General features: G+C 62.6%; 21 protein-coding genes and 1 pseudogene. 12 read left to right on the top strand and 10 right to left on the bottom strand.

Annotated elements, in window-relative coordinates; genetic code table 11:
- The first annotated feature begins 12 nt into the window (after positions 1-12).
- Positions 13-1,206 carry a cell division protein FtsZ gene (gene ftsZ, locus BM186_RS03005; protein ID WP_021488111.1) on the top strand — a complete coding sequence of 398 codons (1,194 nt, stop codon included), beginning with the start codon at positions 13-15 and terminating at the stop codon, positions 1,204-1,206.
- A 111-nt stretch (positions 1,207-1,317) separates the two neighbouring features.
- Complete coding sequence (gene lpxC / locus BM186_RS03000) at positions 1,318-2,229, top strand: UDP-3-O-acyl-N-acetylglucosamine deacetylase (protein ID WP_013714156.1); 912 nt, start codon at positions 1,318-1,320, stop codon at positions 2,227-2,229.
- A gap of 154 nt (positions 2,230-2,383) precedes the next feature.
- Here the strand turns inward: lpxC and BM186_RS02995 are convergent, their stop codons facing one another.
- Positions 2,384-2,839, bottom strand: coding sequence for a DUF721 domain-containing protein (locus tag BM186_RS02995; RefSeq protein ID WP_021488112.1), 456 nt, complete (start codon positions 2,837-2,839; stop codon positions 2,384-2,386).
- A 79-nt stretch (positions 2,840-2,918) separates the two neighbouring features.
- Here BM186_RS02995 and BM186_RS02990 point away from each other — a divergent pair, with 79 nt between their 5' ends.
- The 5 genes from BM186_RS02990 to BM186_RS02970 all read left to right on the top strand — a co-directional run bounded on the left by BM186_RS02990 (position 2,919) and on the right by BM186_RS02970 (position 9,872).
- Complete coding sequence (locus BM186_RS02990; RefSeq protein WP_045734160.1) at positions 2,919-3,839, top strand: M23 family metallopeptidase; 921 nt, start codon at positions 2,919-2,921, stop codon at positions 3,837-3,839.
- 238 nt (positions 3,840-4,077) lie between these two features.
- Positions 4,078-6,813, top strand: a complete 2,736-nt coding sequence (gene secA, locus BM186_RS02985; protein ID WP_074913493.1) for a preprotein translocase subunit SecA — start codon at positions 4,078-4,080, stop codon at positions 6,811-6,813.
- 159 nt (positions 6,814-6,972) lie between these two features.
- Positions 6,973-8,190 (top strand): bifunctional glutamate N-acetyltransferase/amino-acid acetyltransferase ArgJ, encoded by a 1,218-nt coding sequence (gene argJ / locus BM186_RS02980; RefSeq protein ID WP_074913492.1) that lies wholly within the window; start codon positions 6,973-6,975, stop codon positions 8,188-8,190.
- Positions 8,191-8,304: 114 nt separating this feature from the next.
- On the top strand, positions 8,305-8,937 hold the full coding sequence (locus BM186_RS02975) for a glutathione S-transferase family protein (RefSeq protein ID WP_072423030.1): 633 nt from the start codon (positions 8,305-8,307) through the stop codon (positions 8,935-8,937).
- Complete coding sequence (locus BM186_RS02970; RefSeq protein ID WP_074913491.1) at positions 8,934-9,872, top strand: Nudix family hydrolase; 939 nt, start codon at positions 8,934-8,936, stop codon at positions 9,870-9,872. Before BM186_RS02975 ends, BM186_RS02970 begins: the two co-directional genes overlap by 4 nt.
- Positions 9,873-9,953: 81 nt before the next feature.
- Here the strand turns inward: BM186_RS02970 and BM186_RS02965 are convergent, their stop codons facing one another.
- The 4 genes and pseudogenes from BM186_RS02965 to BM186_RS02950 form a co-directional block, all read right to left on the bottom strand.
- Positions 9,954-10,529: a cob(I)yrinic acid a,c-diamide adenosyltransferase gene (locus BM186_RS02965; protein WP_074913490.1), complete on the bottom strand. Its 576-nt coding sequence runs from the start codon at positions 10,527-10,529 to the stop codon at positions 9,954-9,956.
- A 3-nt stretch (positions 10,530-10,532) separates the two neighbouring features.
- Positions 10,533-12,551 (bottom strand): ATP-binding protein, encoded by a 2,019-nt coding sequence (locus tag BM186_RS02960; protein WP_074913489.1) that lies wholly within the window; start codon positions 12,549-12,551, stop codon positions 10,533-10,535.
- Positions 12,552-12,622: 71 nt separating this feature from the next.
- Positions 12,623-13,534, bottom strand: a complete 912-nt coding sequence (locus BM186_RS02955) for a putative 2-dehydropantoate 2-reductase (protein WP_074913488.1) — start codon at positions 13,532-13,534, stop codon at positions 12,623-12,625.
- Positions 13,531-14,496 (bottom strand): annotated as a pseudogene (locus BM186_RS02950) (response regulator); the annotation flags it as partial. The gene BM186_RS02955 and the pseudogene BM186_RS02950, both read right to left, overlap by 4 nt.
- A gap of 135 nt (positions 14,497-14,631) precedes the next feature.
- Between BM186_RS02950 and BM186_RS02945 the strand changes: the two are divergent.
- The gene (locus BM186_RS02945; protein WP_074913486.1) at positions 14,632-15,111 is read left to right on the top strand and encodes a YajQ family cyclic di-GMP-binding protein; all 480 of its coding nucleotides are present in this window, start codon (positions 14,632-14,634) and stop codon (positions 15,109-15,111) included.
- A gap of 104 nt (positions 15,112-15,215) precedes the next feature.
- Complete coding sequence (locus BM186_RS02940) at positions 15,216-16,043, top strand: mechanosensitive ion channel family protein (protein WP_064494083.1); 828 nt, start codon at positions 15,216-15,218, stop codon at positions 16,041-16,043.
- Positions 16,044-16,769: 726 nt separating this feature from the next.
- Here BM186_RS02940 and BM186_RS02930 read toward each other — a convergent pair.
- Both BM186_RS02930 and BM186_RS02925 read right to left on the bottom strand, forming a co-directional pair.
- On the bottom strand, positions 16,770-18,566 hold the full coding sequence (locus BM186_RS02930; protein ID WP_074913485.1) for an AmpG family muropeptide MFS transporter: 1,797 nt from the start codon (positions 18,564-18,566) through the stop codon (positions 16,770-16,772).
- Positions 18,567-18,609: 43 nt separating this feature from the next.
- On the bottom strand, positions 18,610-18,984 hold the full coding sequence (locus tag BM186_RS02925) for an MGMT family protein (protein WP_074913484.1): 375 nt from the start codon (positions 18,982-18,984) through the stop codon (positions 18,610-18,612).
- Between the two features lie 16 nt (positions 18,985-19,000).
- Here BM186_RS02925 and BM186_RS02920 point away from each other — a divergent pair, with 16 nt between their 5' ends.
- Both BM186_RS02920 and BM186_RS02915 read left to right on the top strand, forming a co-directional pair.
- Entirely contained in the window at positions 19,001-19,993 is a 993-nt protein-coding gene (locus BM186_RS02920; RefSeq protein ID WP_074913483.1) for a DUF481 domain-containing protein, read from the top strand.
- Positions 19,994-20,137: 144 nt separating this feature from the next.
- Entirely contained in the window at positions 20,138-21,151 is a 1,014-nt protein-coding gene (locus BM186_RS02915) for a DUF481 domain-containing protein (RefSeq protein ID WP_074913482.1), read from the top strand.
- Positions 21,152-21,213: 62 nt separating this feature from the next.
- Here BM186_RS02915 and BM186_RS02910 read toward each other — a convergent pair whose 3' ends face one another.
- A complete protein-coding gene (locus BM186_RS02910) occupies positions 21,214-22,476 on the bottom strand; it encodes a uracil-xanthine permease family protein (RefSeq protein ID WP_074913481.1) in 1,263 nt (420 codons plus the stop codon).
- Position 22,477: 1 nt separating this feature from the next.
- On the bottom strand, positions 22,478-23,116 hold the full coding sequence (gene upp / locus BM186_RS02905) for a uracil phosphoribosyltransferase (RefSeq protein WP_021488127.1): 639 nt from the start codon (positions 23,114-23,116) through the stop codon (positions 22,478-22,480).
- A gap of 238 nt (positions 23,117-23,354) precedes the next feature.
- Here upp and BM186_RS02900 point away from each other — a divergent pair, with 238 nt between their 5' ends.
- Positions 23,355-23,912 (top strand): hypoxanthine-guanine phosphoribosyltransferase, encoded by a 558-nt coding sequence (locus BM186_RS02900; RefSeq protein ID WP_045734172.1) that lies wholly within the window; start codon positions 23,355-23,357, stop codon positions 23,910-23,912.
- A gap of 54 nt (positions 23,913-23,966) precedes the next feature.
- Here BM186_RS02900 and dauA read toward each other — a convergent pair whose 3' ends face one another.
- Complete coding sequence (gene dauA / locus BM186_RS02895; protein ID WP_074913480.1) at positions 23,967-25,706, bottom strand: C4-dicarboxylic acid transporter DauA; 1,740 nt, start codon at positions 25,704-25,706, stop codon at positions 23,967-23,969.
- Positions 25,707-25,797 lie beyond the last annotated feature (91 nt).

The following is a 25,797-nucleotide window of genomic DNA, read 5'->3' as shown; positions in this document are numbered from 1 at the left end:
AGGAGAGGGATCATGTTCGAACTAGTAGATAACATTCCGCAAAGCGCGGTAATCAAAGTAATCGGTGTCGGTGGTGGCGGCGGCAACGCAGTCAATCACATGGCCGTCAGCAACATCGAGGGCGTCGAGTTCATCTGCGCCAACACCGATGCGCAGGCGCTGAAGAACATCGGCGCACGTACCGTGCTGCAGCTCGGCCCGGGCGTGACCAAGGGCCTGGGTGCCGGTGCCAATCCGGAAGTCGGTCGTCAGGCCGCGCTGGAAGATCGCGAGCGCATCGCCGAAGTGCTGCAAGGCACTGACATGGTGTTCATCACCACCGGCATGGGTGGCGGTACCGGCACCGGCGCTGCGCCGGTGATCGCTGAGGTGGCCAAGGAACTGGGCATTCTCACCGTGGCAGTGGTGACCCGTCCGTTCCCGTTCGAGGGCAAGAAGCGCATGGTCATCGCCGACGAGGGCATCCGCGCGCTGTCCGAGAGCGTCGACTCGCTGATCACCATTCCCAACGAAAAGCTGCTGACCATCCTCGGCAAGGACGCCAGCCTGCTGTCCGCCTTCGCCAAGGCTGACGACGTGCTGGCCGGCGCCGTGCGCGGTATCTCCGACATCATCAAGCGTCCGGGGATGATCAACGTCGACTTCGCCGACGTGAAAACCGTGATGAGCGAAATGGGCATGGCCATGATGGGCACCGGCTGCGCCAGCGGTCCGAACCGTGCGCGCGAAGCCACCGAAGCGGCGATCCGCAACCCGCTGCTGGAAGACGTCAACCTGCAGGGGGCGCGCGGCATTCTGGTGAACATCACTGCCGGTCCGGACCTGTCGCTGGGTGAGTACTCCGACGTGGGTAACATCATCGAGCAGTTCGCTTCCGAGCACGCCACCGTCAAGGTCGGCACCGTGATCGACGCCGACATGCGCGACGAGCTGCACGTTACCGTGGTCGCTACCGGCCTCGGCGCGCGCATGGAGAAGCCGGTGAAGGTGGTCGACAACACCGTTCAGGTCGCCGTCAGCCAGCCGGTTGCCCAGCAGCCTGCCGCGCAGCCGCGCAGCGAGCAGTCGGTCAACTACAAGGACTACGAGCGTCCCACCGTGCAGCGCCAGAGTCATGGCGGTGCGGCCACTGCAGCCAAGCTCAATACCCAGGACGACCTCGATTACCTGGATATTCCGGCTTTCCTGCGTCGCCAGGCTGATTGATGGAATTTATCAGGAGTATATGGGTGATTGGTGTTCAGCAAAGGTCGGTTCTGCTATCATTCCCGACCATTGTTGAAAACAGTTCGCAACTAGCGATATAGCGGCCAAGCCATGATCAGACAACGCACCCTGAAGAACATCATCCGTGCCACCGGCGTTGGCCTGCATTCGGGGGAGAAGGTTTACCTGACCCTGAAGCCGGCACCGGTGGATACCGGTATCGTGTTTCGTCGTACCGACCTCGACCCCGTCGTGGAAATCCGCGCGCTGGCCGGGAATGTCGGTGAAACCACCATGTCGACCACGTTGATCAATGGTGATGTCAAGGTGGATACGGTAGAGCACCTGCTTTCGGCCATGGCAGGCCTGGGCATCGATAACGCCTACGTCGAGCTCTCCGCGTCCGAAGTACCGATCATGGATGGTAGCGCTGGTCCCTTTGTATTCCTGATTCAATCCGCTGGCCTGCAGGAGCAGGAAGCGCCGAAGAAGTTCATCCGCATCCTGCGTGAGGTGACGGTGGAGGAGGGCGACAAGCGCGCCACCTTCGTACCTTTCGACGGCTTCAAGGTGAGCTTCGAGATCGACTTCGATCACCCCGTGTTCCGCAATCGTACGCAGAGCGCCAGTGTGGATTTCTCCAGCACGTCTTTCGTCAAGGAAGTCAGCCGGGCCCGCACCTTCGGCTTCATGCGTGACATCGAGTTCCTGCGTTCGCAGAACCTGGCACTCGGTGGCAGTGTGGAAAACGCCATCGTGGTCGACGAATATCGTGTGCTCAACGAAGACGGCCTGCGTTACGAGGACGAATTCGTCAAACACAAGATTCTCGATGCCATCGGCGATCTGTACTTGCTGGGCAACAGCCTGATCGGCGAGTTCAAGGGCTTCAAGTCGGGTCACGCGCTGAACAATCGTTTGCTGCGTACGTTGATCGAACAGACCGATGCCTGGGAAATGGTGACCTTCGAGGACGCCAAGCTCGCACCGATCTCTTACATGCGCCCGGTTGCGGCGGTGTAAACCTACTCTCTTTCCAGCTTTATTTGAGGCCACCTTCGGGTGGCCTTTTTTATGGCCGGTCACTCTGTGGAGTGGGATTTGGGGTGAGGGTCTCTGGCGCCATTTGTCTGGCGCCTGCCTCGAAACGAGTTTTACCGACGAGCGGAGCGGGGGCTTATTGGTCTTTCTGCGTGTGGCTGGCCAGGCGCTCGAGTGCCGCGCGTAGCCTGGGGTCGCTGATACCTTCGGCCGTTGCCTGGATGCTTTGTGCGGCGCTATTCGACAAGTGCAAGGTGCGACCGGTTCCACGATTCTGGCCGCCTTGAGGTTGCACCTTGAACATGATTTTCGTTAAGGTCGCGAATTCTTCGAGTGCCTGTAGTTGTCGTTGCAGTCTTCTTTGCTGATAACGCAGGCGTGTTGCCCAGTGGCCATCGGTCACGATCAATAACAAGCAGCCGTCGCGCCAGGACGCTACATGACAGTGTTCCCGGGCAGCAGGCTGCAGCTGGCTATCGACAAGACGCTGCAGGTGGGTAAGGCGTTGCGCCTGACCGAACAGCGCTTTCAGGGGCTTGGCTTCGCGTAACAGCTTAGCGGGTGCCTGGGCCGGCAAGGGACGAAACGTCATGGCAGGAAGCCTTAAGTTGCAGAGCCGTCATGGTAGCAGAGCGTGCTACCGGCCTGTGTTCTGCGAAAAGGGGAAGCCATTGCATATCATCTTGCTCAATAGCCGTCACGGTTCGGCGCGAACGATCAATCTGGACCTGCGCTGGTTGCTGCTCTCGGTCGTCCTGCTCCTGGTCCTGAGCCTTGCTGCCGGTGCTGCGATGGGCGCCAAGTGGTTGACCGCCGAACCGGTGGTCGACACCTCGCTGGTCGAAGCCCTCGACCAGCAGCGCGAGCAGGTCGGCGCCGTGCGCCAGGACGCGCAACGTCAGCTCGACGCCTTCGCTGTGCATGTTGCCGAGCTGCAGGCGCGTCTCACCCGGCTCGATGCCCTGGGTGAGCGCCTCACCGAACTGGCGGAACTGGACGCCGGTGAGTTCGACTTCTCCCTCAGTGTCGGTCAGGGCGGCGCGGAAGATCCACTGGGGGCTTCGGCCTATGCGCCGCCGCCTTTCATGAACGCTCTGGATGAGCTGGCACTGCGCGTGGAAAGTCGTGAGCAGCAGTTGGAAGTGCTGGAACAACTGCTTGGCGAGCGCCGCCTGAGTGAAGCGGAAACACTGTCCGGTCGCCCAGTCTTGCAAGGTTATGTATCGTCACCTTTCGGCCGTCGTGTGCATCCGCTGACCGGCCGCGCCAGTGTCCACAAGGGCATCGATTTCGCGGCCAAGCCTGGCAGTGACGTGGTTTCGGTGGCGGCGGGTGTGGTGACCTTTTCCGGCAGGAAGAATGGTTACGGCAATACCGTGGAAATCAGTCACACGGATGGTTACGTCACGCTCTATGCCCACAACCAGAGCAATACCGTGCAGATCGGCGATCTGGTGCAGCGCGGCCAGACCATCGCCAAGGTCGGCCGCAGTGGTCGCTCCACCGGTTATCACGTGCACTTCGAAGTCAGCAAGGATGGCCGACAGGTCAATCCCGCCCTCTATATCGCACGAGCCAACGGCGTCGAGTGAGTCAACGGCGATGGCTGGCCTTGAATTGCCAGCATTCATCCCCATATAAAGTTTCACGCCGCGCCCCTGGCTGACCGGGGATGCGTGGCCTGCGCCATCACACGGCAGCAACGGGCTGACAACGTCACTTTCCTCCCTGAGTTTTCCGGGTAGAATGCCCCCTTCGCCCGCAGCCATGCTGGCTGCCAGGTCGCGATTTGCGCCGACCTCCATCCATTCGCCGGAAGATCCTGTCGATATGTTTGCGCCTCTGTTTAAAAAACTTTTCGGAAGCAAGAATGAGCGTGAAGTCAAACGCTTGCTCAAGGCGGTGCAGTCCGTCAACGTCCTCGAAGAGCAGATGATCGCCCTCTCGGACGAGCAACTGCGTGGCAAGACCGAAGAGTTCAAGGGCCGTCTGGCTCAGGGCGAAACCCTCGACAAGCTGCTTCCCGAAGCCTTTGCCGTGGCCCGTGAGGCCGGTAAGCGAGTGATGGGCATGCGCCACTTCGATGTGCAGCTGATCGGCGGCATGACCCTGCATGAAGGCAAGATCGCCGAGATGCGTACCGGTGAGGGCAAGACCCTGGTAGGTACCCTGGCGGTTTACCTCAACGCGCTGTCCGGCAAGGGCGTGCACGTGGTCACGGTCAACGAATACCTGGCCCGCCGCGACGCCAACTGGATGCGTCCGCTGTACGAGTTCCTCGGCCTGACCGTGGGTATCGTCACCCCCTTCCAGCCGCCGGAAGAGAAGCGCGCCGCTTACGCCGCTGACATCACCTACGGCACCAACAACGAATTCGGTTTCGACTACCTGCGCGACAACATGGCCTTCAGCCTGGAAGACAAGTTCCAGCGCGAGCTGAATTTCGCCGTGATCGACGAAGTCGACTCCATCCTCATCGACGAAGCGCGTACCCCGCTGATCATCTCCGGTCAGGCCGAGGACAGCTCCAAGCTGTACATCGAGATCAACAAGCTGATCCCGCGCCTCAAGCAGCACATCGAGGAAGAGGAAGGCGTGGTGACTCAGGAAGGTCACTACAAGGTCGACGAGAAATCGCGCCAGGTCGAACTCAACGAGGCCGGCCACCAGTACGTCGAAGAGATGCTCACCGCTGCAGGCCTGCTGGCCGAGGGTGAGAGCCTGTATTCCGCGCACAACCTCGGTCTGCTGACTCACGTTTACGCCGGCCTGCGTGCGCACAAGCTGTTCAATCGCAATGTCGAGTACATCGTGCAGAACGGTCAGGTGATTCTGATCGACGAGCACACCGGCCGTACCATGCCGGGTCGCCGCCTCTCCGAGGGCCTGCACCAGGCCATCGAAGCGAAGGAAGGGGTGAACATTCAGGCCGAGAGCCAGACCCTCGCCTCGACCACCTTCCAGAACTACTTCCGTCTCTACAACAAACTGTCCGGCATGACCGGTACCGCCGACACCGAGGCTTTCGAGTTCCGCCAGATCTACGGTCTGGACGTGATGGTGATCCCGACCAACAAGCCGGTTGCGCGCAAGGACTTCAACGACCTGGTCTACCTGACCCAGGAAGAGAAGTACCAGGCGATCATCGCCGACATCAAGGATTGCCAGGCCCAGGGGCGTCCGATTCTGGTCGGTACCGCCACCATCGAAACCTCCGAGTACGTCAGCCAGTTGCTCGACAAGGAAGGCATCGAGCACAAGGTGCTCAACGCCAAGTTTCACGACAAGGAAGCCGAGATCATCGCCCAGGCCGGTCGTCCGGGAGCGCTGACCATCGCTACCAACATGGCCGGTCGTGGTACCGACATCCTTCTCGGTGGCAACTGGGAAGTGGAAGTCGCGGCGCTGGAAAACCCGACCGACGAGCAGATCGCGCAGATCAAGAGCGAGTGGCAGAAGCGTCACCAGCAGGTGATCGAAGCCGGCGGCCTGCATGTGATCGCTTCCGAGCGCCACGAATCGCGTCGTATCGACAATCAGCTGCGCGGTCGTGCCGGCCGTCAGGGTGACCCGGGCTCCAGCCGCTTCTACCTGTCGCTGGAAGACAACCTGATGCGCATCTTCGCCTCGGATCGGGTGAAGAACTTCATGAAGGCTCTTGGTATGCAGCCCGGCGAGGCCATCGAGCACCGCATGGTCACCAACGCCATCGAGAAGGCCCAGCGTAAGGTCGAGGGCCGCAACTTTGACATGCGCAAGCAACTGCTCGAATTCGACGACGTGGCCAACGAGCAGCGCAAGGTGATCTACCACATGCGCAACAGCCTGCTGGCTGCCGAGAGCGTTGGCGACACCATCGCCGAGTTCCGCGAGGAAGTGCTGACCGCTGCGGTCAACAACCACATCCCGCCACAGTCGATGCCAGAGCAGTGGGACGTCGCCGGCCTGGAGTCGACGCTGCAAAGCGACTTCGGCATCAAGCTGCCGATCCAGCAGTGGCTGGATGAAGACGACAAGCTGTACGAAGAAACCCTGCGTGAGCGCATCCTGGCCGAGCTGCTGAGCGCGTACAACGAGAAGGAAACCCAGGCCAGTGCCGAGGCCCTGCGTACCTTCGAGAAGCAGATTCTGCTGCGCGTGCTGGATGACCTGTGGAAAGACCACCTGTCGACCATGGATCACCTGCGTCACGGTATTCACCTGCGCGGTTACGCGCAGAAGAACCCGAAACAGGAATACAAGCGCGAGTCCTTCGCCCTGTTCCAGGAGCTGCTGGAGTCGATCAAGCGCGACACCATTCGCGTGCTCAGCCACGTTCAGGTACGTCGCGAAGATCCGGCCGAAGAAGAAGCCCGACTGCGTCGCGAGGCTGAAGCGATGGCCGAGCGCATGCAGTTCCAGCACGCTGACGCTTCGGCCCTGGCGGCTGAAGAGAGCAATGGCGAAGAGGGCGACGTCGCTGTGGCTGCAGCGCCAGTACGCGCCGAGCCGAAGGTCGGCCGCAACGAACCGTGCCCTTGTGGCTCGGGCAAGAAGTACAAGCACTGCCACGGTCAGATCGGCTGATCATGGCAGCTGCGCGCCGCTAAAGGCGCTTGCAGTAGAGAGGGCTTCGGCTATGCTGTCGCCGCCCTCGATGACGCCGCGACGGCTCTGCCGCTCGCGGCGTTTTACCATCTTTCAGACCGCCTGGCGGTCGGCAACGTCTCACAAGGAGCTCACCTTATGGCTGTTGGTCTTGGCCCGCTGTCTACCCTGCACCCGGTTCCTGGTTTCGAGCTGGGCATCGCCTCAGCCGGCATCAAGCGTCCCGGGCGCAAGGATGTGGTGGTGATGCGCTGTGCCGAAGGTTCGCGTATTGCCGGGGTGACCACCACCAACGCCTTCTGTGCGGCGCCGGTACTGATCACTCGCGAGCGCCTGGGTGGTGAAGTGCGTTATCTGCTGACCAATACCGGCAATGCCAATGCCGGTACCGGCGCCGATGGCCTGGCCCGTGCACGCCGTGCCTGTGCACGCCTGGCCGAGCTGACCGGTGTAACCGAAAGCGCCGTACTGCCGTTCTCCACCGGTGTGATCGGCGAGCCGCTGCCGGTGGAGAAGATCGAGTCCGCGTTGCAGGCCGCGCTGGATGATCTCAAGGCCGACAACTGGCAAGCGGCTGCCACCGGCATCATGACCACCGACACCCTGCCCAAGGGCGCCAGCCGGCAGTTCCAGCATGATGGCGTGACCATCACCGTGACCGGCATCTCCAAGGGCGCCGGCATGATCCGGCCGAACATGGCGACCATGCTCGGCTACATCGCCACTGACGCCAAGGTCGCTCAGGGCGTGCTGCAGGATCTGGTGCGCGACGCGGCGAACAAGTCGTTCAACCGCATCACCATCGACGGTGATACCTCCACCAACGACTGCTGCATGCTGATCGCCACCGGCCAGGCGGCCCTGGCGGAAATCACCGAGGCCTCCGGCGAGTTGTTCGCCAAGCTCAAGCAGGCCGTGTTCGAGGTGTTCATGGAGGTGGCGCAGGCCATCGTCCGTGACGGCGAAGGTGCGACCAAGTTCGTCACTGTTCAGGTCAATGCTGGTGGCACCCATCAGGAGTGCCTGGACGTGGCTTACGCGGTGGCCCACTCGCCGCTGATCAAGACCGCACTGTTCGCCTCCGACCCGAACTGGGGACGCATCCTCGCTGCTGTCGGCTATGCCGGCGTACCGCAACTGGATGTGAGCAAGATCGATGTGTTCCTCGGCGAAGTCTGCATCGCCAGCAAGGGTTGCCGTGCGACCACCTACACCGAAGAGCAGGGTGCTGCGGTGATGGCCCGTGAGGAAATCACCATCCGTATCGAGCTGGGTCGCGGTACCTGCAGCGAGACCATCTGGACCACCGACCTGTCCCACGAGTACGTCAAGATCAACGCCGAATACCGCACCTGATCGCGTCCTGCTCGTCCGTATTCCCGCGCCTCATGACCCTATGACGCGCGGGAATTTGCTATTCGGGAGGCAGGCTTTTAACGTCGAGTGACTTCATTCCCGAGGACGCGCGAGATGGCACTGAAACTGGTGATTGGCGACAAGAACTATTCCTCCTGGTCGTTGCGCGCCGCTCTGGCGGTCGAGCTGGCCGGTGTGGAATGTGAAGAAGTGCTGGTGCGCCTGTATCAGCCCGACAGCCGCGCGCAATTGCTGCGGCACTCGCCCACCGGCAAGGTGCCTGTGCTGCTCACCGAGCAGGGACCGGTGTGGGATTCGCTGGCGATAGCCGAATATCTGGCCGAGTGCTACCCCGAGGCGCAGCTGTGGCCGCAGGATCGCCAGGCCCGCGCCTTGGCGCGTAGTGTCTGTGCGGAGATGCACAGTGGCTTCAGCGCTCTGCGCAGCCACCTGCCGATGGATCTGGCGCGTGACAAGGCACTGACCGAGCTGCCGGACGCGGCGCAGGCGGATATTGATCGTATTTGCGCGATCTGGGCCGATTGCCGCGAGCGCTTCGCCACTTCAGGCAACTATCTGTTCGGTCAGGCCAGCATTGCCGATGCCTTCTATGCGCCGGTCGCCGCGCGTCTGCGCAGTTATCATGTGGCGCTACCGACAACGGCAGCAGCCTATGTCGAAACCATCTACCGCTGGCCGGCGTTCCGGCGCTGGTATCAGGCAGCATTGCAGGAGGTAAAGGGGTGAAGCGTGTGCATGTCGCAGCAGCGGTGATTCGGGGTGTCGATGGACGCATCCTGATCGCCAGGCGACCCGATGATAAACACCAGGGCGGTCTGTGGGAGTTTCCCGGCGGCAAGGTGGAGGACGGTGAGGCCGTGCGCGTCGCCCTCGATCGTGAACTGCAGGAGGAACTGGGGATTCGTCCGCAGGCAGCGCGCCCGCTGATCCAGATTCGCTACGACTACCCGGACAAGCAGGTGTTACTGGACGTCTGGGAAGTCTCGGCCTTCAGTGGTGAGCCGCATGGCGCCGAGGGCCAGCCATTGGCCTGGGTTAACGAACGGCAGTTGCTGGAATACGAATTCCCCGCCGCCAACAAACCCATAGTCGCTGCCGCGCGCCTGCCGGAGCGCTACCTGATCACCCCGGATGGCCTGCAGTCGAGTGAGCTGCTTGCTGGCATCCGCAGTGCTCTGGCGCAGGGGGTAAGGCTGATACAGCTGCGCGCGCCGAACATGTTCGACCCGCAATACCGCGACCTGGCTGTCGACGTGCAGGGCCTGTGTGCCGGCAAGGCGCAACTGATGCTCAAGGGACCGCTGGAGTGGTTGGGCGATTTTCCCGCGGCTGGCTGGCACCTGACGGCCGAGCAGCTGCGCAAGTATGCCGCTGGCGGCCGCCCTTTCCCTGAGGATCGCTGGCTGGCGGCGTCTTGCCATAATGCCGAGGAGCTGTCGCTGGCCATGCAGATGGGCGTGGATTTCGTCACCCTGTCTCCGGTGCAGGCGACCGCCACTCATCCCGAGGCGCAGCCGCTGGGCTGGCAAGCCGCAAGCGAGATGCTGACTCATTTCAACCTGCCGGCTTATCTGTTGGGTGGTGTCGGTCCGGCGGATATCGAGCGCGCCTGGCAGATCGGCGCCCAAGGCGTGGCCGGAATCCGCGCGTTCTGGCCGTAGTAGGGTGCGCCGTGCGCACCGCGAGCAGCTATCGCAGTATTTCAGGTGCACACGGCGCACCCTACGCTCAAGTTTCTGGTTTTAGGGTTTGTCTGCCGCCTTCCACAGCACCTCGGCGATGCCCTGGCGTTTGGCGATCAGGCGAGCCGCGACGAACAGCAGGTCGGAGAGGCGGTTGACGTAGGCGAGGCCCTCACCACGTAGCGGTTCCACGGCGTTGAGGTGCTGACAGCGGCGTTCGCAACTGCGGGCCAGGCTGCGGCAGACGTGAGCCTGGGCGATCAGCTGGGAGCCGCCGGGCAGGATGAAGTTTTCCAGGGGGCCGACTTCTTCGTTCCAGTTGTCGATGGCCGTCTCCAGGCGCTGCACTTCTACCTGCTGCAAGGCCTGGTACTCGGGCATCGCCAGTTCGCCACCGAGGTCGAACAGGCGGTGTTGGCAGGGGCTCAGCACCTCGCTGATCTCCTTGAGTGCCGGCCAGGTCGTGGCGGCATCATCCAGTTCGGCAAGCAGCAGGCCGAGCTGGCTGTTGAGTGTATCCAGCTCGCCGATGGCCTCGATGCGAGGATGGTCTTTGCCGACCCGTCGGCCGTCGGCCAACCCGGTTTCGCCTTTGTCGCCAGTGCGGGTGTAGATCTTCGAGAGGCGAAAGCCCATGTCTCAGAGTCCTGTGTGATCGGGCAGCGAGGCCAGCGGCAGGCGCAGGGTGAAACAGGTGCCCTGGCCTGGCGTGGAGTGCACCTCCATCTGCCCTTTGTGATTGTTGGTGATGATGAAGTAGGAGACCGCCAGGCCGAGCCCGGTGCCCTGACCCACCTCCTTGGTGGTGAAGAAGGGTTCGAAGATGCGTTTGCGCACCGCCTCGCTCATACCGGTGCCGTTGTCTTCCACCTGGACCTCTGCCCAACTACCGGCCTGCCGAGTGCGCAGGATGATGCGGCCGGGCTCGGTATCCTCGTCGCGCTGGTGAATGGCCTGGGCGGCGTTCTTAAGCAGGTTGAGCAGCACCTGCTCCAGTTCGTTGGCGGTGCCGGCTACCGGGCCCAGCAGCGGATCGAACTGGCGCACGATCTCCAGGGTCTTGAAGTCGAAACTGTCGGTCAGGTCGAAGTCGTTACCGGCGATCTCCAGGGCTTGGTCGATCAGCGCCGGCAGATCGCAGGGCGATAGCTGGCGGTCGCTGCGGCGGCTGAAGCTGAGCATGTGGCTGACGATCTTGGCGGCGCGCTGGCCGGCCTGCTGGATTCCGTCGAGCAGGCGCGGTACCTCACGAGCTTCCATATAGTGCTCAATGGCAGGCAGGCTGACGCCGGCCTGCTCGGCCTGTTCGACATTCTTTTCCAGACCCGGGGACAGGCGCCGGCGGATGTTCTGCACGTTATGCAGGATGGCGCCGAGCGGGTTGTTGATTTCGTGTGCCATGCCCGCCGCCAGGCCGCCGACAGAGAGCATCTTCTCCGACTGCACCATCATTTCCTCCAGGGCCAGGCGCTGGGTGATGTCGTCGATACGGATCACCACGCCCCGGCCGGCGCTGCCCATCAGCGGGTAGAAAGTCAGGGCGTAGTGATGGGGTTCCTCGTCCTTGTGCCAGGTCACGCGCTCGATTTTTTCCACACGATGCTGCTCGGCGGTGCGCTTGAGCTGTGGGAGGAAAGGCTTGAGTGGCGGGAAGGCGAGAAACACCGGCTGATTCAGCGCCTCCTCCAGGCGCGTCCCGGACAGGGCGCTGGCCTCCTGATTCCACTGCGTCACATAGAGCTGTTCGTCGAGGGCGATCAGCGCCGAGGGCATGGAGTCGATGATACTGTTGAGGTAGTTCTGAAAGCCGGTGAGTTTCTTCTCGATCTTGCTGCGGACCTGCACTTCCAGCTCCAACTTGCGGTTGGAGTGGCGGGTTTCCTCGGCCAGGCTCTGCGCCTGATCGAAGGCCTGCTGGGCGTCGTCGCGGGCACGCTTGAGCTGCTGCTCGCGGGCCTCCATGCGCATCAGCATAGTGTTGAAGGCATCGGCCAGGCTGCCGATCTCGTCCTGATTGCCGCGATTGGCGCGCAGCGCATAGTTCTCTTCGCGGGTGACCTGGCGTGACAACTCTTCCAGGCGGCGAATGGGTTTGGTCACCAGGCGTTTGATCTGCCTGGCCACCAGCATCCACAGCAGCACGCTGAACGCCAGAATCACCAGGCTCGCGGTCAGGGTGCCGGTATAGAAGGCACCAGGCAATTCGCTGGAAGCCACCAGCAGCAGGGCGCCGGGGCGACCGCTGGGATGGGGCAGGTCGACCAGGAGGTTGGTGCGAAAGGCCGTTTCGCGCCAGTTCTGCAGATGGCTCAGTTGCTGCGGTAGCTGCAGTTTTTCGCCGCGCTGCAGTTGTGCCAGGCTGTTGCCGTTGCTGTCGTAGATAACCGCTGCACGCAGGGGCGCGTAATCGTCGAGGCGTTTGAGCAGGGCCTCGGCCGAGGCGGACGAGTGCAAGGCTTCCTTGCTCAGCGTCGGGCTGGCAATGAGCCGGCCGAGGGTGTGCAGGGCCTGTGGCGCCATGCTTTCCTGGGTGATCCAGTAGGCTGCGCTGATGAAAGCCAGATTGGCCACCAGCATCACGGCGGCGAGCAACACCAGCAGTGCGGCGAGCAGTTTGCGGCCCACCGGCAGGTTTTCGAGGCGCTGACGCAGTCTCATGAGGTTATCGTTGTGGCGAGTGAGGACGGCAGGTTAGCGCGCCAGGGCAGTCATTGCCACGGCTCGGGCCGCTAGTTCAAGGGCAAGCCACGGTCGTCGAGATGCCTGAGCAGGCGCTGCTGCAGATGCTGCAGGTGCGGCACATGCAGTTGATGACGCTGCGCCGCGGCGCAGGCGTAGCCAAGCAGATAGCTGATCTCGGTGCGACGCCCCTGTGCAACGTCCTGATGCATGGAGGAGTAGTTCGCCGCCGTGGCGCTGATCACGCGTTGTACCTCTTCATGCAGATTCTCTGCGGCTGCGGGCTGGCCGCAGCGTTGCAGCAGCTCGTCGAGTTCGATGCACAGGGTGGCGACTTCGGCAGGGTGCTCGATCAGGCCGCCATTGCGACAGTCATGCAGTACGGTGAGCGGGTTGATCGCGCAGTTCAGCGCCAGTTTGCGCCACAGGCGCGTGAGGATATCCGGGCTCCACTGGTGAGCGATGCCTGCGCGCTGCAGTTCGTGCAGCCAGGTTGGTGGTTGGGCATCGCTCGGGTCACCCAGCCAGTTGTGGCCATTGCCGGCGAACACCACCTGAAAATCGGCGGGACGAAAAGCCCCTTCGGTGCTGGAGACGAACAGGCAACGTTGCTTGGGTAGGCGTTGGGCAACTTCATCCTGGCTGCCCAGGCCATTTTGCAACAGCAGCAGCTCGGCGCCCGGGGCGAGCCGTTCGGCGATGGTTGCCACCGCGCTTTGCGCGTCATAGGCCTTGCAGGCCAGCAGCAGGCGATGGATGGGCGTATCGGCTTGCGGCAACTCCGCGGCAATAGCGTATTGCTGAGCCTGGCCTGATTCGATCAGCGTCAGGCCGCCTGCCTGCTGATAGGCTTCGAGGCGTTGCCGGTTGCGCAGGATGAGCCTGACCGGCATGCCGGCACGGGCCAGGCGTGCGGCCCAGAGGCTGCCGAGGCTGCCAGCGCCGAGGATGTGCCAGGTCACGACAGAGGCAGGCGCATGGCTGCTACCCGGCCGCTGGCGTAAGACTCTGGCAGCAGATTTTGCGCGTGCTGAATCAGTTGCTCTGGATCGGTGGGCAGCGCCTTGGCGTCCAGACCGACCAGGCTGATGCCGGCTTTCAGCGTAATGAACCCTTCGCTGGTCTTGAACGCTTTGTAGTTGAGGCCTTCGTGCAGGCGCTTGAAGCTGCTCGGCGAGCACTCGTGCAGGTCGTCGAGCAGGGTGATCAGGCCGAAGTGGTTGTCGTCCAGGCGCGTCAACACGTCCAGTGGCCTGACAAGCTGCTGCAGGCGCCGTGCGACGCCATGCAGCAGCTCGTTGAAGAAGCGGTCACCGTACTGGTGGCGCAGCTGACCGGCGTCCTGCAGGCCGATCAGCAGGTAGCACACGGCGCCGCCGCGCGACTCGATCTGGCGCAGGCTGTCGGTGAGCTTCTGGCGCAGATAGCGCGGGTTGCCAAGGCCGGTGAGCGGATCGACCAGATTGCGCCGCTCCAGGCTGGCGATGTTCTGCGTGAGCATGCGGTTCTCGTGCAGCAGGCGCTGCAGGGTGTTGCACAGGCGATCCGCGGCGTACACGCGTGGCACCAGTTGTTCGTTCATTGCCGCCTTGCTGATGAAGTCATCGACGCCACGGTCGAAGGCTTCGCCCAGGACGTTTTCGCCTTCCTTGCCGGTCAGCAGGATGATGTAGGTGTAGTGGTCGGCGGTCTCGTCCAGCTGGCGCACCCGCGCGGTCAGCTCCAGGCCGTCGATCTCGGGCATCAGCCAGTCGGCCAGAAGCACGCTGGCGGGACGCTGTTCGAGCAACTGCAGCGCTTCGCTGGCGCTGCTGGCGAAACGCACGTCCTGATAGCCGGCCTGGCTCAGTGCACGACCGATCATGGCGCTGGAGAACTTGGCGTCGTCCACCACCAGGATGCTGAGATGGGGGTTGGGCATGTGGCTGGCTCGCAGACAGAGAGGAAGGACGCCAAACGGCGCGTATCAGTCTGGATATAATGGGCCCGCCATAGTTATCGTCAAGTCAGGCGCGTTCACTCCGTGAAGAGGATCGCGCCGTCCATCAGGAGCCCACTCATGCCTTCGTTCGACATTGTGTCTGAACTGGACAAACACGAACTGACCAATGCGGTCGACAATGCCATCAAGGAGCTCGACCGCCGTTTCGACCTGCGTGGCAAATGCAGCATCGAGAGCAAGGACAAGGCGCTGACCTTGACCGCCGAAGCCGAGTTCATGCTCGAGCAAATGCTCGATATCGTGCGCAGCAGCCTGATCAAGCGCAAGATCGACTGCCAGTGCATGGAAACCAAGGAGCCCTACGCCTCGGGCAAGGTGATGAAGCAGGAGGTCACCTTCCGTGAAGGTATCGACAAGGAGCTGGCGAAGAAGATCGTCGCCCACATCAAGGACGCCAAGCTCAAGGTGCAGGCCGCCATCCAGGGCGAGCAGGTGCGCGTCACCGGCAAGAAGCGTGACGACCTGCAGGAAGCCATCGCCCTGCTGCGTGGCCATGACTTCGGCATGCCGCTGCAGTACAACAACTTCCGCGATTGAACCTTTGCGGCGCTGCGGCGTCGCAGGCTAGGTTGATAGCATTTTGACCGCCATGGCATGCCATGGCGGTTTCGTTTCATGCACAGGAAAACGGGAGTACCCCTATGGAGATGAACGTCGACGAACTGGTCAAGCTGTCCGAGGCCTGGCTGCCGGTGGTGCTTGAGTACAGTGGCAAGCTGACCCTGGCCGTGATCACGTTGCTGGTAGGCTGGTGGCTGATCAGTCGGCTGACGTCGAGCATCGGGCGCATGCTCGAAGCGCGCAAGGTCGATCGCGCGCTGAGCAGCTTTATCAGCAGTCTGGTCAGCATCGTGCTGCGCATTCTGCTGCTGATCAGCGTGGCGTCGATGATCGGCGTGGAGACCACTTCGTTCATCGCCATGATCGGTGCGGCGGGGCTGGCCATCGGCCTGGCGTTGCAGGGCAGCCTGGCCAACTTCGCAGGCGGCGTGCTGATCATGCTGTTTCGTCCCTTCCGCGCGGGTGACTGGATCGAGGCTCAGGGGGTGTCCGGCAGCGTCGATAGCATCCAGATCTTTCATACCACGTTGAAGACGGCGGACAACAAGGTGGTGATCGTGCCCAATGGCGCGCTGTCCAACGGACATATCACCAACTACTCGCGCGAGCCGCGTCGGCGTGCCGACATCAATATCGGTATCGATTACTCCAGCGACATCAAAAAAGCACGCGAGGTGCTGCTGGAGATTGCCCAGGACCCGCGCGTGCATGTCGAGCCGGCGCCAGTGGTATTCGTCACTGGGCTGGGTGACAGTGCGGTGAACCTGTCGCTGCGCGTGTGGGTGGCGACTGGCGACTTCTGGCCGGTGACATTCTCCTTTACCGAACTGGCCAAGGAGCGTCTGACCGAAGCGGGGATCGGCATTCCGTTCCCGCAGCGCGTGGTGCATCTGGCCAAGGCTGATTGAGGCACCTGGAAAGGTTTTTCTTCGCGTAGTTTGGGAGAGGTGCCGATTGATACCGGACTGGAAATTAAGTGTTAGCTGTCGAAGAGTTGGCACTCTCCATTAGCACGCGGCCTGGCTTGATGGGTTTCGCCCCTTACGGGCGACTCACTTTCTTTGCTTGTGCAAAGAAAGTAAGCAAAGAAACACACCCCTACATACGGCCCCGGCTGCGCCGGGGTTCCCTCGCTCCATCACCACTCCAGGGGCCCGCCACGAAGGGCCATCCCTGGCCCATCGTGGCTCTCGCGACATCCATGTCGCTCAACCCCTTACGTGGCGATTCCACTCGGCCTCCTGAAGGGGATTTGGGCGTCGTCTGTACCATCGCAGTTGAAGAGCAAAGGCCAGACGCCTCCAATTCCGCAAAGATTACGCAGGCTCGCGAACTGGTCCCCTTCAGGAGGCCGAGTGGAGGTGTTGCGTAGGGGAGCGAGCCGCATGGATGCGGCGAGAGGCTTAATGGGCCAGGGATGGCCCATGTAAGCCGGCCCCCGGAGCGGCGCCGGAGCGAGGGAAGTTTCGCGTAGCGAAACCCGGATATCGGGGTGCCCTTCTTTGGCACACCTTTCTTGGGCAAGCAAGAAAGGTGTGGCGCCCGTAAGGGGCGCAACCCAAACGCTCAGCGCACGCGGTAATGGATAGTGCTAAGTCAGCAAGCAAGACGCACACAAACTTGCCAGTCCGGTATCAAGCCCGTTCCACCGGGGCCACCGGGGCATCGCCGTTGGGCTGGCGCTTGTCGCGGCGCCACTGAATGACGATCAGCAGCAGTGTCGGTATACCCATCAGCGCCGTGGCGAGGAAGAAGTGGGCGTAGCCGAGGCTTTCCACCATCACGCCGGAATAGCCACCGATCAGGCGCGGCAGCAGCAGCATGATGGAACTGAGCAGGGCGTACTGGGTGGCCGAGAATTTCAGGTTGGTCAGGCTCGACAGATAGGCGACGAACGCCGAGGTGGCCAGGCCTGCGCTGAAGTTATCGCAACTGATGGTGACGATCAGCATGTTCAGGTGCGGGCCCATGCCCACCAACAGCATGAACATCAGGTTGGTGGCCGCCGATGCGGCTGCACCGATCAGCAGAATCGGCATGATGCCGAAGCGCACGATCAACAGGCCGCCGACCCCGGCGCCGAGCAACGTCATCACCAGGCCGAATACCTTGCTGACACTGGCGATCTGCTCCTTGGTGAAACCCTGGTCGATGTAGAAAACGTTGGCCATCACGCCCATCACAGTATCGGACAGGCGATAAGTGGCGATCAGACTCAGCAGCAGCAGTGCCTGCCAGCGGTAGCGCACGATGAAATCGTTGATCGGCGTGAGCACGGGGGCCATACCGCCCCAGAACAGGCTGGAGATCGACAGGCTGGTGAGCAGGGTATAGAGCAGCGCACGCAGGAAGGCGCGGTCGTAGTACAGCAACTCCTGCAGGCTTATCTGGCCCTGGAACAGCAGCATCAGGTCACTTTCGTAGAATTGGGTGACCATGGCCGGTACGGCGATCAGCAGGATGATAAGCAGCAGCACGGAGAGTAACTGGTGGAAGAACCCGTACCTCGCTGCCGCGGTTTTCAGCACCGGTGCCAGCCCGCCCCAGAACAGCCCGGATGCACAGACGCAGGCCAGGGTGCTGTAGAGCATGGCGCGGAGGAAGGCGCGGTCGTTGTAGAGCAGCTCTTGCATGCTGACGTCGCCGAGCAGCATCGGCACCAGATCGCTCTGGTAGAACTGGATGAACATGGTCGGCACGGCGATGATCAGCATGATGACCGCGCTGATTGCCAGCAACTGGTGGAAAAATCCGTGCTTGGGCGGTGCGACATGGATGTGCGGCGGTGCTGGCGGCTCGCGCATCCAGATGGAGGTGAGCAGGCCTGGCAGCATCAGCAGGGCGAAAAGCATATAGGTACCGGTCCAGGCGCTGAACTGGTAGTCCTTGGCGGTCGAGCCGAAGCCTTCGGCGAAATACAGCGCGCCGGCGGTGGCCAGCAGCGCGGCCACCCGGTAACCGGTCATGTAGGCGGCAGCCAGCGCGGCCTGATGTTCGTCGCCGAGAATTTCCAGGCGGTAGGCGTCGACGGCGATGTCCTGAGTGGCCGAGGCGAAGGCCACCAGTACGGCGAGGGCGATCAGCGAGGACAGGTGCGTTTGCGGGTCGTAATTGGCCATGCCGATCAGGCCGATGGCTACCAGACCTTGCGACAGCACCAGCCAGGAGCGGCGCCGGCCAAGCTTGCCCAGCAATGGCAGGCGCCACTGGTCGAGCATGGGCGCCCACACCCATTTGAAGGCGTAGGCCAGGCCGATGAGGCTGGCGAAACCGATGGTTTCACGCGCCACTCCGGCTTCGCGCAGCCATACCGACAGGGTGGAGAACACCAGCATGTAGGGCAGGCCGGCGGCGAAGCCCAGAAGCAGCAGCGCCATTGTGGCGGGGTTGGCGTAGGTCGCGAGGGCTTCTCGCCAGGATTTGCGTGGCATCAGGCTCGAATCTGGGCTGGGGGGAGTCTTGGTAGGGCGCACTCTAACTGCTGTGCTCCATCGGACGCCAGCCGTGACGGCGCATATCCACCCGTTCGTTCAGGATGCTGATGCCCTCCGCACGCAGGCGCGCCCGTTGTTCGGCCCCGGAAGGATTGTCGGCAGCCAGGCTGAGGCGTCCGCCAGCGGCAATCACCCGATGCCAGGGCAGCGTGGTGCCGTTCGGTAATTGGCTCAGCGTACGACCAACCCAGCGTGCAGCGCGGCCAAGACCGGCCAACTGGGCCAGTTCGCCATAGCTGACGACCTTGCCTTCCGGTACCTGTGCCAATACCAGATACAGCGCTTCGCGACGCGCCTCGACGCTTGCCGGTGGTGGTGCCTGCCATGCAGACTCTGGCGGTTTCGTCTTGCCCATAGGGTTCGTCCTTATCATGCGCGTACTGATCGCCTTGTTCTTTCTTATCCTGGCCGCCCCGGCCTGGGCCGATACCGTGTGGCTGGACAACGGTGATCGACTCAGTGGTGAGATCATCCTGCTCGACGGCGGCAAGCTGGCGCTCAAGACCAAATATGCCGGCCAGGTGCTGATCGACTGGAAGGATATCGATACCCTCAGTTCGGACAAGCCCCTGCTGGTGCGCCTTAGCGGCTTCGACAACGAACGCAGCGAAAGGTTGTCGGCTGCTGGTAGCGGTATGGTAAGGGTGCAAGGCGAGCGCGAGTACACCCTGCCGCTGGCGCAGATCAAACGCCTGGTGCCGCCGCGGCCGCTGCTGGAGGACCGTCTCTGGGAAGGCAACCTCGATGCCAAGCTGGACATGAAGCGCAACCAGAACGATGTCGATGAATGGAAGCTCAAGGGCAATACCCGTGTCGAGCACGGGCGCTGGCGCCATGTGCTCAGTGGCGAGCTGGAGCGTGAAACCAAGAACGACAGAAAGGTCGAGGACAACTGGGAACTGGAGTACGACCTCGATCGCTTTTTCACCGAGCACTGGTTCTGGCGGGTGGGCGTGGAGCAGGCCGAGGACGAATTCGAGACTGTCGATCGCCAGCGCATCGTCGGTACCGGCCCCGGTTATCGCTTCTGGGATGACGAACTCGGGCGTTTCGACCTGATCGGCCAGTTCAATCGCGTGCGTCTGGAGTCGGACGTTGCCGACCTGGCGTTCAACACCACATCATTGGAACTGGATTACAAGCGCCTGCTGTGGGGCACGCGGCTGGAATTCTATGCCAACGCTCAGCTGCAGATCCCGCATATCGAAGAAATCGACTACGTGCTCGATAGCGAATTCGGCCTGCGCTACCGCCTCAACCAGTGGGCGCGCTTGTCGCTTTTGTACGAGCTGGATCAGTTGCGTGCCCCAGGGCAGACGGTTTCGGATCGGCATTATCTGATCGGTATCGGCGTGGGGTGGTGATACCGCCGGGCGGCGCGCTGCCCAACGGCACGCCGCCCGACGGAAAAAGCTGAACTCTGCGTATTCGGCCCGGTCAGCTGTTGCTCTGGCGCCGGGGTTGCGGATAATGCCCGGCTTTCGCCCACCAACGCCATTACCCAACTTATGTCGCGCTCTACATCGCTGTCCCTGCTAGGCCTGAGCATCGCTCTGTGCAGCTCCGCCACCTTCGCCGATATCGTCTGGTTGAAGAACGGTGACCGTCTCTCCGGCACCATCCGCTTCTTCGACGGCAGCAAACTGCTGCTGGAAACCGACTACGGTGGCTCCATTCCGCTGGACTGGAAGAAAATCGCCACCCTGGAAAGTGATCACGAGCTGCTGGTCAAGCTCGGGCCGGTAAATGGCGAGCGTGCCAAGTCGCTGCTGGCGGCTGAGCCGGGCAAGGTCACCCTGGCCAATGGCGAGTCGCCGAAGACCATCGAGCTGTCGCAGATCGAACAGATCATGAAGCCCAAGCCGCTGGTGGAGGATTTCACCTGGAAGGGCAACATCGACCTTGGTCTCGACTACAAGCGCGGCGAGCGCGACTCTGATGATTACGACGTCGATATCAAGACCCAGGCCCGCCACGGTCTCTGGCGGCACAATGCGCTTGCCGACTACAACCGCGAGCTGAAAGACGACGTTGTCAGTACCGACAACTGGAGCGCCGAGTACGCGCTCGACCGCTTCCTCACGGAAAAATGGTTCTGGCAGGGGCGCTTCGAGTACAAGCGCGACCGTATCGAAGAGGTGGAGCGTCAGCGCACTCTCGGTACCGGCCCGGGTTACCAGTTCTGGGATGACGAGCTGGGTGCGTTCTCCATTGCTACCCTGGCCAACCGCAGCGATTACCGCTACAGCAATGGCGAGCAGGATCGCTTCTACGCCATGAGCGTGAAGTGGGACTACAACCGCTACCTGATCGGCAAGACCGTCGAGCTGTTCAGTGTCGGTGAGCTCGGGCGTCCGCTCAGTGGGGCGGCGGACTACAGCCTGGATGCCGAGGTCGGTCTGCGCTACAAGGTGACCGACTGGGCGTCGCTGAACATGAAGGCCGAGAAGGATATCGTCAGTGGTGCCGAGGGCGATCTGGACGAAACCCGCTATACCCTTGGCTTCGGTGTCGGCTGGTAGGTTCTGGCATTGCAAACGAAAAGCCCGCGATCTGCTCGCGGGCTTTTTATTGGGCGGCAGACTCAGGCTTCTTCCGGTTCCCGTTGTTTCCAGCCAGCGCCACCGGGCAGCACCAGATTGAGCAGCAGCGCAGTGATCGCGCACAGGGAAATCCCTGACAGGGCGAATTCCTTGCCGCCGATGACCATGCCGCCGATGCCGAACACCAGGGTCACCGAGACAATGATCAGGTTGCGCGCTTCGGAGAGGTCGACCTGGTGGCGAATCAGGGTGTTTAGGCCGACCACGGCGATGGAGCCGAACAGCAGGCAGAGAATGCCGCCCATCACCGGGACCGGAATACTCTGCAGGGCCACACCGAACTTGCCGATGAAGGCCAGGGCGATGGCGAATACCGCAGCCCAGGTCATGATCTTCGGGTTGTAGCTCTTGGTCAGCATCACCGCGCCGGTGACTTCGGCGTAGGTGGTGTTGGGTGGACCACCGAACAGGCCGGCTGCCGAGGTGGCGAGGCCGTCACCGAGCAGGGTGCGGTGCAGGCCTGGCTTCTTGACGAAGTTCTTGCCGGTGACGTTACCGATCGCCACCACGCCGCCGATGTGCTCGATGGCTGGCGCCAGGGCGACCGGGACCATGTACAGAATGGCGCCCCAGTGCAGTTCCGGGGTGACGAAGTTGGGTATGGCGAGCCAGGCGGCTTGTTCAACGGCACTGGTGTCGATCACGCCGAGCACCGCGGCGATGGCGCAGCCAACGGCGATGCCGGCGAGGATCGGCACCAGGCGGAAGATGCCGCGCCCTAGCACTGCCACCAGCAGGGTGGTGATCAGCGCCGGCATCGAAATCATCATCGCCGTGCTGTACGGCACCAGTTCGACGCTACCATCACCGGCCTTGCCCATGGCCATGTTCACCGCTACCGGCGACAGCGCCAGGCCGATGGAGATGATCACCGGGGCGATCACCACTGGTGGCAGCAGGCGGTCGATGAAGCTCGGGCCGCGCAGCTTGACCAGCACCGAGAGCAGGATGTAGACCACACCGGCCGCGATCACGCCGCCCATCACCGCCGGCAGGCCGAACTCGCCTTTGGCCGCCAGAATCGGTGCGATGAAGGCGAAGCTGGAGGCCAGGAAAACCGGCACCTGGCGCTTGGTCACCAATTGGAACAGCAGGGTACCGATGCCGGCGGTGAACAGCGCGACGTTGGGGTCCATGCCGGTGATAAGCGGCATCAGCACCAGGGCGCCGAAGGCCACGAACAGCATCTGTGCGCCGGAAATGCCCTGGCGCCACAGCGGATCGTTGAATTCCGTTTGCGACATGTCAGGCGTCCTTCTGCTTGGTGCCGAAGATCTTGTCACCGGCATCGCCCAGGCCCGGAATGATGTAGCCGTGTTCGTTCAGGCGCTGATCGATGGAGGCGGTGAATATGGTCACGTCCGGGTGAGCCTTCTCGACCGCCTTGATGCCTTCTGGCGCGGCGACCAGGACCATGGCGCGAATGTCCTTGCAGCCAGCTTTCTTCAGCAGGTCGATGGTGGCGACCATCGAGCCGCCAGTGGCCAGCATCGGGTCGATGATCAGTGCCAGGCGCGAGTCGATTTCCGGCGCGAGCTTTTCCAGGTAGGTGTGCGCTTCCAGGGTTTCCTCGTTGCGTGCCACACCCACGGCGCTGACCTTGGCGCCGGGGATCAGACTGAGCACGCCATCGAGCATGCCGATGCCGGCGCGCAGGATCGGAACCACGGTGATTTTCTTGCCGGCGATCTTCTCGACTTGCACGGTGCCCGCCCAGCCTTCGATGTCGTAGGCTTCCAGCGGTAGGTCGTTGGTAGCTTCATAAGTCAGCAGGGCGCCCACTTCCTGGGCCAGCTCACGGAAATTCTTGGTGCTGATATCGGCGCGGCGCATCAGGCCGATCTTGTGACGGATCAGCGGGTGGCGGATCTCGCGAGTGGGCATGGGCTGGGATCTCCAACGGGGCTCTGGGAAAAATCGCGTTAGATTAAAGCATTGCTCATGCCAAGTGGTGGGTGACTGATGAGTCACGCCACCCTGCGCCGTGCATCGGCTACGCTGGTCAGTCGATACTTGGCAAGCGTTGCCCGGGTCTGTACCTTTGCCCGCTTTTATTTGACGGCTCGATCAGCTTTCAGGCTGTTCGCCGCCATTCATCAGCCCGATCAAGAGAGAACACATCATGTCCGCCGATCTCGCGCACATTCGCCAAATCATGGCGGAAGCCGACTGCCTGTTCACCGAAGCCGAGGTGGAAGCGGCCATCGACAAGGTCGCCAGCCAGATCAACGCCGAGCTGGCTGAGCGCAACCCGGTGGTGTTCTGCGTGATGAATGGCGGGCTGATCTTCTCCGGCAAGCTGCTGACCAAACTGAACTTCCCGTTGGAAGCGTCTTACCTGCACGCCACCCGTTATCGCAACGAAACCAGCGGTGGCGAGCTATTCTGGAAGGCCAAGCCGGAAGTGTCGTTCATCGACCGCGACGTGCTGATCATCGACGACATCCTCGACGAAGGGCATACCCTCGGCGCGATCATCGATTTCTGCCGCCATGCCGGCGCGCGTGCCGTGCACACGGCGGTGCTGATCGACAAGGAGCACGAGCGCAAGGCTCGTCCTGATCTGAAGGCCAATTACGTGGGCCTGCAGTGCATCGACCGTTATATCTTTGGCTACGGCATGGATTATAAGGGCTACTGGCGTAACGCCGCCGGCATCTACGCGGTCAAGGGGCTGTAAGCGGTCTTAACGCGTAGGGTGCGCTGCACCTTTCCCCGGTGCGCACGGCGCACCCTACGTGACGTGCTGCGTGTCGTGGCTCGCCTCGAGCCAGCGCAAGGCCTTTTCCCGCGCCTGCGCCAGATCCCGCACATATACCAGCTCGCCTTCGCGGCGCTGCACGCCGGCACGCCGCAGTTGCAGGCGTACCTGGGCAGTGGGACCGCTGAGGATCAGCGCCACGCCCTGCTGGCGATAGTCGCGCAGCACGTTGTCCAGCGCCGCCAGGGCGGTCATGTCCAGCAGCGGCACGGCGCTGATATCGACCACCACCACTTTCACGCCGGGCGTGAAGCGGCGCAGCACGCTCAGGGCCTTCTCTGCCGCGCCGAAGAACAGCGGGCCGCGAATGGCGTAGGCCAGTACGTGCTCGGGCAGGTCTTGCAGCGCTTCTCGCTGTTGGCGGTTCAGGGCGGCCGTATCGGTCAGCTCGCTCATGCGCTTGATGAACAGTCCGGCCGCCAGCAGCAGGCCGACGCCAACGGCCAGCACCATATCGAACAGCACCGTCAGCACCAGGCAGGTCAGCAGCACCAGCACATCGCTGCGTGGGGCGATGCGCAGGGTGTGGGCAACATGGTGGGGTTCGCTCATGTTCCACGCCACCATCAGCAGCAGCGCCGCCAGGGCGGCCATGGGTAGATAACTGAACAGCGGTGCGAGCAGCAGAATCGCTGCCAGCACCACGCCGGCGTGAACCAGTGCTGCCATCGGCGAAAAGGCGCCAGCGCGCACGTTGGCGGCGGTGCGGGCGATGGCGGCGGTGGCGGTGATGCCGCCAAAGAAGGGCGCGGCCAGATTACCCAGGCCCTGGCCGATCAGTTCGGCGTTGGGGTCATGCTTGCTGCCGGTCATGCCGTCGGCCACCACCGCGCACAGCAGCGACTCGATGGCGCCGAGCATGGCGATGGCAAATGCCGGGGCGAGTAGCTGGCGGATCAGTTCGAACGACAATACCAGCGGCTGGCCGTCAGGACCTGGCAGGTTCCAGGGTAGCGCGAGGTCCGGCAGGAAAGGCGGAATGCCGGGATGATCGATACCGTCGAGCTGATAGCTGAAGCGCTCGCCCAGTGTCGCCACAGGCAGCCCGAGCCGTTCCAGAGCCAGCGCCAGCAGCGCGCCGACTGCCAGGGCAACGAGGTGGGCGGGGATCTTCGGCGCTAGGCGTGGCCAGATCAGCAGTGTCGCCAGGCAAGCGACGCCAACCAGAGTGTCGCCGGGTTGCAGGCTGGGCAGGGCGCGCACCAGCAGGTTCACCTGTTCCAGCAGATGTTGTGGCGCACCGGCCAGGTGCAGGCCGAACAAGTCCTTGATCTGCAGGACGGCGATGACGATACCGATACCGGCGGTAAAGCCCAGGGTTACCGGGTAGGGCACGAACTCGATCAGGCGGCCGGCGCGCAGCAGGCCCAGAGAGATCAGGATGACGCCGGCCATCAGCGTGCACAGCAGCAGGCCGCCGAGTCCGTACAGGTGGGTAATCGGCAGCAGGATCACCACGAAGGCGGCGGTGGGGCCGGAAATATTGAAGCGCGAGCCGCCGCACAGAGCGATCAGTGGCGCGGCGATCAGTACGGTATAGAGCCCGTGCTGCGGCGCCACACCCACGGCGATGGCCAGCGCCATGGCCAGTGGAATGGCAATGATGCCCACCGTCAGGCCGGCGCTCAGGTCTCCGCGCAGGGCCTTCCAGGAGTAGCCGGCGCGCAGCGTCTGGCGCCAGGCGGCGAACAGCGGTAACGATGGACCTGACATGCTGGCTCCCTAATGGCTCGGCGCATTATAGGGCTCAGTTTGCACTGCGCGGCATGACCTAGGTCGGCTGTCGTGTCGATTGTTCGCATGT

Source organism: Ectopseudomonas toyotomiensis (assembly GCF_900115695.1).
GTDB lineage: Bacteria > Pseudomonadota > Gammaproteobacteria > Pseudomonadales > Pseudomonadaceae > Aquipseudomonas > Aquipseudomonas toyotomiensis.
Note: the sequence above shows the minus strand (reverse complement) of the source record. Positions and strands in the feature narration are given on the sequence as shown.

Excerpts from the sequence above, each read along its gene's own strand:
- BM186_RS02995 (WP_021488112.1), bottom strand. The coding sequence starts at position 2,839 with ATGACGTTTCGTCCCTTGCCGGCCCAGGCACCCGCTAAGCTGTTACGC.
- BM186_RS02920 (WP_074913483.1), top strand. The coding sequence starts at position 19,001 with ATGCGCGTACTGATCGCCTTGTTCTTTCTTATCCTGGCCGCCCCGGCC.
- BM186_RS02960 (WP_074913489.1), bottom strand. The coding sequence starts at position 12,551 with ATGAGACTGCGTCAGCGCCTCGAAAACCTGCCGGTGGGCCGCAAACTG.
- BM186_RS02900 (WP_045734172.1), top strand. The coding sequence starts at position 23,355 with ATGTCCGCCGATCTCGCGCACATTCGCCAAATCATGGCGGAAGCCGAC.
- upp (WP_021488127.1), bottom strand. The coding sequence starts at position 23,116 with ATGCCCACTCGCGAGATCCGCCACCCGCTGATCCGTCACAAGATCGGC.
- secA (WP_074913493.1), top strand. The coding sequence starts at position 4,078 with ATGTTTGCGCCTCTGTTTAAAAAACTTTTCGGAAGCAAGAATGAGCGT.
- ftsZ (WP_021488111.1), top strand. The coding sequence starts at position 13 with ATGTTCGAACTAGTAGATAACATTCCGCAAAGCGCGGTAATCAAAGTA.
- BM186_RS02945 (WP_074913486.1), top strand. The coding sequence starts at position 14,632 with ATGCCTTCGTTCGACATTGTGTCTGAACTGGACAAACACGAACTGACC.
- BM186_RS02930 (WP_074913485.1), bottom strand. The coding sequence starts at position 18,566 with ATGCCACGCAAATCCTGGCGAGAAGCCCTCGCGACCTACGCCAACCCC.
- BM186_RS02910 (WP_074913481.1), bottom strand. The coding sequence starts at position 22,476 with ATGTCGCAAACGGAATTCAACGATCCGCTGTGGCGCCAGGGCATTTCC.
- BM186_RS02965 (WP_074913490.1), bottom strand. The coding sequence starts at position 10,529 with ATGGGCTTTCGCCTCTCGAAGATCTACACCCGCACTGGCGACAAAGGC.
- dauA (WP_074913480.1), bottom strand. The coding sequence starts at position 25,706 with ATGTCAGGTCCATCGTTACCGCTGTTCGCCGCCTGGCGCCAGACGCTG.
- lpxC (WP_013714156.1), top strand. The coding sequence starts at position 1,318 with ATGATCAGACAACGCACCCTGAAGAACATCATCCGTGCCACCGGCGTT.
- BM186_RS02925 (WP_074913484.1), bottom strand. The coding sequence starts at position 18,984 with ATGGGCAAGACGAAACCGCCAGAGTCTGCATGGCAGGCACCACCACCG.
- BM186_RS02975 (WP_072423030.1), top strand. The coding sequence starts at position 8,305 with ATGGCACTGAAACTGGTGATTGGCGACAAGAACTATTCCTCCTGGTCG.
- argJ (WP_074913492.1), top strand. The coding sequence starts at position 6,973 with ATGGCTGTTGGTCTTGGCCCGCTGTCTACCCTGCACCCGGTTCCTGGT.
- BM186_RS02940 (WP_064494083.1), top strand. The coding sequence starts at position 15,216 with ATGGAGATGAACGTCGACGAACTGGTCAAGCTGTCCGAGGCCTGGCTG.
- BM186_RS02915 (WP_074913482.1), top strand. The coding sequence starts at position 20,138 with ATGTCGCGCTCTACATCGCTGTCCCTGCTAGGCCTGAGCATCGCTCTG.